General features: G+C 71.6%; 8 protein-coding genes. 1 reads left to right on the forward strand and 7 read right to left on the reverse strand.

Going from position 1 to position 8,793, the window contains the following annotated elements; genetic code table 11:
- The 6 genes from GL263_RS15465 to GL263_RS15485 all read right to left on the reverse strand — a co-directional run.
- Positions 1-497 (reverse strand): carboxyl transferase domain-containing protein (locus GL263_RS15465; RefSeq protein ID WP_323379415.1); only part of this gene is annotated, 497 nt, incomplete at its 3' end.
- Positions 498-785: 288 nt separating this feature from the next.
- Complete coding sequence (gene cimA, locus GL263_RS15470) at positions 786-2,426, reverse strand: citramalate synthase (RefSeq protein ID WP_182856295.1); 1,641 nt, start codon at positions 2,424-2,426, stop codon at positions 786-788.
- Positions 2,427-2,835: 409 nt separating this feature from the next.
- Positions 2,836-3,939: a branched-chain amino acid aminotransferase gene (locus GL263_RS15475; protein ID WP_182856296.1), complete on the reverse strand. Its 1,104-nt coding sequence runs from the start codon at positions 3,937-3,939 to the stop codon at positions 2,836-2,838.
- 248 nt (positions 3,940-4,187) lie between these two features.
- Complete coding sequence (locus GL263_RS15480; RefSeq protein WP_182856297.1) at positions 4,188-5,231, reverse strand: 3-isopropylmalate dehydrogenase; 1,044 nt, start codon at positions 5,229-5,231, stop codon at positions 4,188-4,190.
- Between the two features lie 123 nt (positions 5,232-5,354).
- Entirely contained in the window at positions 5,355-5,483 is a 129-nt protein-coding gene (locus GL263_RS28875; RefSeq protein WP_267132770.1) for a hypothetical protein, read from the reverse strand.
- A 206-nt stretch (positions 5,484-5,689) separates the two neighbouring features.
- A complete protein-coding gene (locus GL263_RS15485; RefSeq protein WP_323379416.1) occupies positions 5,690-6,436 on the reverse strand; it encodes an HAD family hydrolase in 747 nt (248 codons plus the stop codon).
- 91 nt (positions 6,437-6,527) lie between these two features.
- Between GL263_RS15485 and GL263_RS15490 the strand changes: the two genes are divergently transcribed.
- Complete coding sequence (locus GL263_RS15490) at positions 6,528-7,022, forward strand: GNAT family N-acetyltransferase (RefSeq protein ID WP_182856298.1); 495 nt, start codon at positions 6,528-6,530, stop codon at positions 7,020-7,022.
- Positions 7,023-7,123: 101 nt separating this feature from the next.
- Here the strand turns inward: GL263_RS15490 and pruA are convergent, their stop codons facing one another.
- Complete coding sequence (gene pruA / locus GL263_RS15495; RefSeq protein WP_182856299.1) at positions 7,124-8,755, reverse strand: L-glutamate gamma-semialdehyde dehydrogenase; 1,632 nt, start codon at positions 8,753-8,755, stop codon at positions 7,124-7,126.
- Between the last annotated feature and the right edge of the window lie 38 nt (positions 8,756-8,793).

Genomic DNA, 8,793 nt, shown 5'->3' on the forward strand with positions numbered 1-8,793 from the left:
GCCCGGGTGTTCCGCTGGAAGATCCCGCCATACCCGGCCAGCGCCGACACACCCTCCTGGATCCGCGCACCCGCACCGTCGTTCAACGACACCAGCGGAGCACCCGCCGCGATGGCCATGTCCATGATCTTGTGGATCTTCTGCGCGTGAGCCTCACCCAACGCACCGCCGAAGATCCGGAAATCATGCGCGTAGACGAACACCGTCCGCCCGTGCACCGTCCCCCAACCCGTCACCACACCATCGGTGTACGGCCTCTTCGCCTCCAGGCCGAAACCCGACGCCCGGTGCCGACGCAACGTCTCCACCTCGTTGAACGAACCCTCGTCCAACAGCAGACCGATACGCTCACGCGCGGTCAGCTTGCCCTTCGCGTGCTGCGCCTCGGTCGCGCGCTCGCTGGGACCCTGGTGGGCTTGCGCACGGATCGCGTGCAGCTCGGCCGTACGGCCTCGCGCGTCGGTGGCCACGGCTGAGGTCTGGGGCGCTTCGGTCATGTATAGACCCTACGAAACGCGGCACGCCGAGTACCTCGTCGGATTCGTACAGTCTCCACCGGCGATTCATGGCCGTGCTGGACAGAACCACCACACAAACGAGGGTCCAGGGCACCGGTTCCCTGCACTAACGGGCCCTGTACCTGTGGAATTCCCACAGTCGACGCCGTCTGGTCATCTCCCGGCCGCCGGTGCCGCCGTTGGTGGGCGGTCGGACGGCCGTTGTGGAAGCCGTCCCACCGTATCGTCAGACCCCACCACCGGCGGCACCGGCCCCGGGGTGCCGGGTCACTCGGTCGGCGTCAGTCCGGCGCGCAGCAGCCCGTAGGTGTAGGCGTCGTCGAGCGCCTGCCAGGACGCCGCGATGACGTTGTCCGCGACACCGACGGTCGACCACTCGGTGGTGCCGTCGGAGGTGGAGATCAGCACCCGGGTGGTGGACTCGGTGCCGTGCCGGCCCTCCAGGATCCGCACCTTGTAGTCGACCAGTTCCATCCGCGCCAGCTCGGGGTAGACACCCTCCAGCGCCACCCGCAGCGCGCGGTCCAGCGCGTTCACCGGACCGTTGCCCTCGCCGGTCGCCACCACCCGCTCGCCCTTGGCCCACACCCGGACGGTCGCCTCGTTGGCGTGGCTGCCGTCGGGGCGGTCCTCCACGATCGCCCGCCAGGACTCCACCCGGAAGAAGCGGCCCTCCCCGGCGGTCGCGCCGGCCTCGCCACCGGTCGCCGTCCGGCCGCGGTGCACCTCCTCGCGCAGCAGCAGCTCGAACGAGGCGTCGGCCGCCTCGTAGGTGTAGCCGCGCAGCTCCTGCGTCTTGACCCGGTCGACGATCCGGCCGACCAGCTCCCGGTCGCCCGCCAGGTCGTAGCCCAGTTCCTTGCCCTTGAGTTCGACGGAGGCGCGGCCGGCCATGTCGGAGACCAGCATCCGCATCGAGTTGCCCACCTGCTCGGGGTCGATGTGCTGGTACAGGTCGGGGTCGACCTTGATCGCGGAGGCGTGCAGACCACCCTTGTGGGCGAACGCGGAGAGTCCCACGTACGGCTGGTGGGTGGCGGGCGTGAGGTTGACGACCTCGGCGATGGCGTGCGAGATCCGGGTCATCTCCGGCAGCGCCTCCGGCGGCACGACCGTGCGCCCGTACTTGAGCTGGAGGGCCGCGACGACCGGGAAGAGGTTGGCGTTGCCGACCCGCTCGCCGTAGCCGTTCGCGGTGCACTGCACGTGGGTGGCCCCAGCGTCGACGGCGGCGAGCGTGTTGGCGACGGCGCAGCCGGTGTCGTCCTGGGCGTGCACACCCAGCCGGGCGCCCGTGTCGTTCAGGACGGTCCGCACCACGGCGTGCACCCGCGCCGGCAGCATGCCGCCGTTGGTGTCGCACAGGACAACAACGTCCGCGCCGGCCCCGTACGCCGTGCGCACGACCTGCTTCGCGTACTCGGGGTTGTCCTGGTAGCCGTCGAAGAAGTGCTCGCAGTCCACGAACACCCGCCGCCCGCGCTCCCGCAGATAGGCGACGGAGTCGCGGATCATGGCCAGGTTCTCCTCCAGCGTGGTGCGCAGCGCCAGCTCCACGTGCCGGTCGTGCGACTTCGCCACGAGGGTGACCACCGGGGCGCCGGAGTCGGCGAGCGCGACGAGCTGGGCGTCGTCGGCCGCGCGCACCCCCGCCTTGCGGGTGGCGCCGAACGCCACGAGCTGCGCGTGGCGGAACTCGATCTCGCGCTGGGCGCGCTCGAAGAACTCGGTGTCACGCGGGTTCGCGCCGGGCCAGCCGCCCTCGATGAAGCCCACGCCGAACTCGTCCAGGTGCCGGGCGATGGTCAGCTTGTCGGAGACGGTGAGGTTGATTCCCTCACGCTGGGCGCCGTCGCGCAGCGTGGTGTCGAAGACGTGGAAGGAGTCGTCGGGGACGGCCGTGGTCATGCTGCTGGTCTCCTAGGAGATAACGAGTGGGTCCGGAAGACATGGCTCCACTTGTCCCCATCATCGCGCGCGGCGCCGCCCGGCCCGGGGTGGGGGCCGGAAAACAAAACGACCCCTCGCGGGTGCGAGAGGTCTGCGCGCGGGTCTGGGACACGGTGTCCGTCGCCGCATGGGGTCTGGCTGCGGTCAACGTCCACTGAGGACCGGCGCGCTGTCGCCGATAATCATGACGGTCGAAAGCACGGGCTGATTCTTGCACACCGCCGCCGAGCGGCCGTAAACCGTCTCACATTCCGGATCTGCGGGTGCGGAAGGTGACGTTCCGGGCAGCGTGCACCGGCGTTCACACCACCCCGCACGCATCGGGCCGCCCGGTGTGGAGGCGGGCGGCCCGAGCGCGGGACGGGGCTCAGCCCAGTCGGTGCATCCAGCCGTGGACGTCCTCGGCCTGGCCCGACTGGATGGCGAGCATCTTCTCGCGCAGCCGCATGGTGATCTCACCGGGCTGCCCGTCACCGACGGTCCAGTTCGCGCCGTTGGACTTCACCGAGCCCACCGGGGTGATGACGGCGGCGGTACCGCAGGCGAAGACCTCGGTGATCGAGCCGTCCGCGTTGCCCTCGCGCCACTCCTCGGTGGAGATCCGCACCTCACCGGTCTCGTAGCCGAGGTCGGAGGCGATGCTCAGCAGCGACTCCCGGGTGATGCCCGGCAGGAGGGTGCCGGTCAGCTCGGGCGTGACGACCTTCGCGTCGGCGCCGCTGCCGTACACGAAGTACAGGTTCATGCCGCCCATCTCCTCGACCCAGCGGTGCTCGATCGCGTCGAGCCACACCACCTGGTCGCAGCCGTGCGCGGCGGCCTGCGCCTGCGCCATGAGGGAGGCGGCGTAGTTGCCCGCGCACTTGGCCTCGCCGGTACCGCCGGGGGCCGCCCGCACGTACTCCTCGGACAGCCAGACCGACAGCGGCTTGACGCCCCCGGGGAAGTACGGCCCGGCGGGCGAGGCGATGACCATGAACAGGTACTCGTTCGCGGGGCGCACACCGAGTCCGACCTCGGCGGCGAACATGAACGGCCGCAGGTACAGCGACTCCTCGCCGACACCGGGCACCCACTCGTTGTCCTGCTTCACCAGCAGGTCGCACGCCTCGATGAAGGTCTCGACCGGCAGCTCCGGCATCGCCAGCCGGCGGGCCGAACGCTGGAAGCGGCGGGCGTTGGCGTCCGGGCGGAACACCGCGACCGAGCCGTCCGGCTGCCGGTACGCCTTCAGCCCCTCGAAGATGGACTGCGCGTAGTGCAGCGTCATGTTCGCCGGGTCGATCTCCAGCGGCGCGTACGGGGTGAGCTGGGCGTCGTGCCAGCCCTTGGCCTCGGTCCAGCGGATGGTGACCATGTGGTCGGTGAAGCGGCGGCCGAAACCGGGGTTCGCCAGCACCGCCTCGCGTTCGGCGGCCGGTAGCGGGCTCGCCGAGGGCGTGATGTCGAATTCGATACGAGGCGTCGTCATGGGCGCGTCCTTCACTTCCGTTGCCTGGTGGACCGCTCACGTACGTCGACGTCCGGCTGGCTCCTTCTCGCGCGGCCCCAGGTTCGATTATCGCGCGTGGAAGTCCGCGTCAAGGAGACGGGTCGGGAAGGTGACGTCGCGGCGGTCGGTCCGTTGAGGTGATCGATCGTCGCGCGCCCGGCCGCACAACGCGACGCGGCGGCCGGGAGCTGGTGCCCGGCCGCCGCGTCGCGTGCGGAGTGCCGGTGTCAGTCGGCCACGCGTACCGCGAGCGCGTCGCCGATCTCGTCGGTCGTCCGCGCGGGCGCGCCGGCCCGCTCCGCGAGGTCGGCGGTGACCGCCTCCTCGATGCGGGCCGCCTCGGCGCGGTGGCCGAGGTGGTCGAGCAGAAGCGCCACGGAGAGGATGGTCGCCGTGGGGTCGGCCTTGCCGGTTCCGGCGATGTCCGGGGCGGAGCCGTGCACCGGCTCGAACATCGAGGGGAAGGCGCCCGAGGGGTTGATGTTGCCCGAGGCGGCGAGGCCGATGCCGCCGGTGATCGCGGCGGCGAGGTCGGTGAGGATGTCGCCGAACAGGTTGTCGGTGACGATCACGTCGAACCGGGCCGGGTCGTTGACCAGGAAGATCGTCGCGGCGTCGACGTGCAGGTAGTCGGTGGTGACCTGGGGGTACTCCTCGCCCACCCGGTCGAAGATGTTCTTCCACAGGTGGCCGGCGTACACCAGGACGTTGTTCTTGTGGACCAGCGTGAGCTTCTTGCGCGGACGGGCGGCGGCCCGCTCGTACGCGTCGCGGACGACGCGCTCGACGCCGTGCGCGGTGTTCAGACTGACCTCGGTGGCGACCTCGGCGGGCGTGCCGGTGCGCAGGCTGCCGCCGTTGCCCACGTAGGGGCCCTCGGTGCCCTCCCGGACGACGACGAAGTCGATCTCCGGGTCGCCGGCGAGCGGGCTCGCGGTGTGGGGGAAGAGCTTGGAGGGCCGCAGGTTCACGTAGTGGTCGAACGCGAAGCGCAGCTTGAGCAGCAGCCCCCGCTCCAGCACGCCGGACGGCACCGACGGGTCGCCGATCGCGCCGAGCAGGATCGCGTCGTGCGAGCGCAGCGCCTCCAGTTCCGCGTCCGGGAGGGTCTCCCCCGTGGCGTGCCAGCGGCGCGCTCCGAGGTCGTACTCCTTGGTCTCCAGTTTCACGTCCTGCGGGAGGACCGCGCTGAGGACCTTCAGCCCCTGGGTCACGACCTCACGGCCGATACCGTCGCCGGGGATCACTGCGAGATTGATGCTGCGCGCCATGCGGCGACCCTACTCCTCGTCCCAGTTCATGACATGACGTCGTCCAGGATGCGGACAAGGCGCCGGGCGGCGCGTGCCCGCGCGGTCCGCGCCGCCCCACGGGGGCGCGGACCGCGGCGACGGTCAGTGTCCGGTCGCGCCGCCGTTGTCGCGGCGGTCCAGGGCGCGCTGGAGGGCGGCGGCGGCGTTCTTGCGGTCGGCCTCGCCGGAACGGGAGGCGTGACGGGCGCGGCGGTGGGCGGTGGCGTCCATGGGAGGGCTCCTTCAGCAGTAGACCCCGAGATGAGGAAACGGATTCATACGGCCGGAAAAGGGGGCGGGGGTCGCGGCGCGGCAGGGGTCACCTGCGGCAGAGCACCGCTCCACATCCGCCGACCGCTCGATGGAGCGACTGGTTCGGCTACTACCAAGGTAGAAGCGATCGGCTGTGATGTCTCGCCAAATAGTTGGCCTTCCTACTATGTGAGACGAAGCCCACCCCCGGGGCGCACCGAGCCCGGGTCGAGAGCGTCGAGGAACGCCGGAAGCTCGTCGAGGCCGCGGACGCGCGGGACGCCGGCGGTCGGACGTGTGCCCTCGCGGTCGAGCCAGACGGCGGCCAGCCCGGCGGCGCGCGCCGCCTCCGCGTCCGTCGCCAGGTCGTTCCCGACGTACAGCACCTCCGCCGGCGCCAGGCCCAGGCAGCGGCAGGCCGTGCGGAACGCCTCCGGGTCCGGCTTGGCGCGGCCGAGCGCGTCGGCGCCCAGTACCAGCTCGAACCTGTTCCGGATGCCGAGCCGCCGCAGCCTGCGGTCCTGGGCGGTGGTCGCCGCGTTGGAGAGCACGGCGTGCCGGTAGCGGCCGCCGAGCGCGTCCAGCACCGGCGGCACGTCGTCGAAGAGCGCCCAGCCGGCCTCGTACCGGGCCACGTAGGCGTCGAACCAGCGGTCGGCCTCCGCGTCCCCGAGCGGCCCGGCGAAGGCCCTGGCCCGGGCTCGGCGGTGGCCCGCGTAGTCGACCTCGCCGGCCGAGAGCGCCGCGAGCTGCTCGGTGGCCACCTCCTGCCAGCGCAGCCAGGCGGCCTGGGCGGAGGGGAAGCCGGGCAGCAGGCCCGTCGCGTCGAGGTGGCCGAGCACGGCGGCGCGGTCGGCGCCGGTGTGGTCGAACAGGGTGTCGTCCACGTCCCACAGGACCGCCCGGAGCGTCACGCCTCGCACCGCCACCACGGCATCCTCCTCGTCGATCGCGGGGACCACCGGAGCGGCGGCACCAAAAGGACGTGCCGCCGGCCTCCGTCCTGTGATCGTATGTCCGGCTGTGAGAGAACCTGAGAAACGCGACGACCGGCCGCCCTTCACCGACGGGCTGGGCCGGGTCGTCACCCTCGCCGAGGTGGACGACGACAACTGGCGCGCGGTCGCCGACGTGGCGCCCCACGACGACCAGCGGGAGTTCGTCGCCGCGCTGGCCGCCCGCTACCTGCTGCTGTCCGACCGCGGCGGGCTGTGGAACTCGCTGGCCGTGCTCGCCGACGGCGCGGTGGTCGGCCACGTCATGTGGGCGCGCGACACCGAGGGCGGCGCCTACTGGATCGGCGGGATGGTGGTGGACGCCGCCGAGCAGGCCCGCGGCACCGGCCGCGCGGCGGTGCGGGCGCTCCTCGCGCGCCTCGCCTCCCGGCCCGACTGCGGTGAGGTCCGGCTGTCCTACCACCCGCGCAACCTCGCGGCGGCCCGGCTGTACGGGTCGCTGGGCTTCACGCCGACCGGCGAGAAGGAGGACGAGGAGCTGGTCGTGGCGCTCGCGGTGTGACACCGCCGGAGACGGGTCGGGCCCGCCGGCCGCGAGGGGAGTCGCGGCCGGCGGGCCCGGTGAGCCGGGTGAGGGCTCACGTCGTGGGCGGACCGGGAAGGTCAGCCCATGTGCGGGTAGCGGTAGTCGGTCGGCGCGACCATCGTCTCCTTGATGGCCCGCGGCGACATCCAGCGCAGCAGGTTGAACTTGGAGCCGGCCTTGTCGTTGGTGCCCGAGGCCCGGGCGCCGCCGAACGGCTGCTGGCCCACGATGGAGCCGGTCGGCCGGTCGTTGACGTAGAAGTTGCCGGCGGCGAAGCGCAGCTTCTCGGAGACCTCGGCGACGACGGCCCGGTCCTTCGCCAGCACCGCGCCGGTGAGGGCGTAGGCGGAGACGGACTCCATCTGGTCGACGACCTGGTCGAAGTCGCCGTCCTCGTAGACGTGGACGGCGATGATCGGGCCGAAGTACTCCGTCCTGAAGACCTCGTTCTCCGGGTCGGAGCAGACGATCACGGTCGGGCGGACGAAGTAGCCGACCGAGTCGTCGTAGCTGCCGCCGGCGACGATCTCGCAGGTCGGGTCCTCCTTGGCCCGGTCGATGGCCGCCTTGTTCTTGGCGAACGCCCGGTCGTCGATCACCGCGCCGACGAAGTTCGACAGGTCGGTGACGTCGCCCATGGTCAGGCCCTCGGTCTCGGCGGCCAGGTCGTCGCGCAGACCGCCCTCCCACAGGGAGCGCGGGACGTAGGCGCGGGAGGCGGCCGAGCACTTCTGGCCCTGGTACTCGAAGGCGCCGCGGGTGATGGCGGTCTTCAGGACGGCCGGGTCGGCGGTCGGGTGGGCGACGATGAAGTCCTTGCCGCCCGTCTCACCGACGATGCGGGGGTAGGAGCGGTAGCCGGCGATGTTGTTGCCGACCTGCTGCCAGAGGTACTGGAAGGTGGCGGTCGAGCCGGTGAAGTGGACGCCGGCCAGCTCCGGGTGCGGCAGCGCGACCTCGGAGACCTCCTTGCCGTCGCCGGTCACCAGGTTGATGACGCCCTTGGGCAGACCGGCCTCCTCCAGCAGTTCCATGAGCAGCACGGCGGAGTGGGTCTGCGTCGGGGACGGCTTCCAGACCACGACGTTGCCCATCAGCGCGGGCGCGGTCGGCAGGTTGCCGGCGATCGCGGTGAAGTTGAACGGGGTGATCGCGTAGACGAAGCCCTCCAGCGGGCGGTGGTCCAGCCGGTTCCACACGCCGTTGGGCTGGATGGGCGGCTGCTCGGCGAGCAGCTCGCGCGCGAAGTGCACGTTGAAGCGCCAGAAGTCCACCAGCTCGCAGGGCGCGTCGATCTCGGCCTGCTGGGCGGTCTTGGACTGGCCGAGCATCGTCGAGGCGGCGATGGTCTCGCGCCACGGGCCGGACAGCAGTTCGGCGGCCTTGAGGATGATCGCCGCGCGGTCGTCGAAGGAGGTGGCGCGCCAGGCGGGCGCCGCCGCCAGGGCCGCGTCGATCGCGTCCTGGGCGTCCTGCCGGGTGGCGTGCGCGGAGGTGCCGAGCACAGCGCGGTGGTTGTGCGGCTGGACGACGGTGAAACGCTCGCCGCCGGCCATCCGCTTCTCCCCGTTGATCGTCATGGGGAGGTCGATCGGGTTGTCGGCGAGTTCCTTGAGCTTGCGCTCCAGCCGGGCCCGCTCGGGGCTGCCCGGCGCGTAGGAGTGCACGGGCTCGTTGTACGGGGCGGGGACGTGGGTTACGGCGTCCATGGGTGCCTGTTCTCCTTAGGGGTGGTGGAGGGGACGGG

Origin of the sequence: Streptomyces durbertensis, assembly GCF_014156695.1 — a bacterium.
Taxonomy (GTDB): Bacteria; Actinomycetota; Actinomycetes; order Streptomycetales; family Streptomycetaceae; genus Streptomyces; species Streptomyces durbertensis.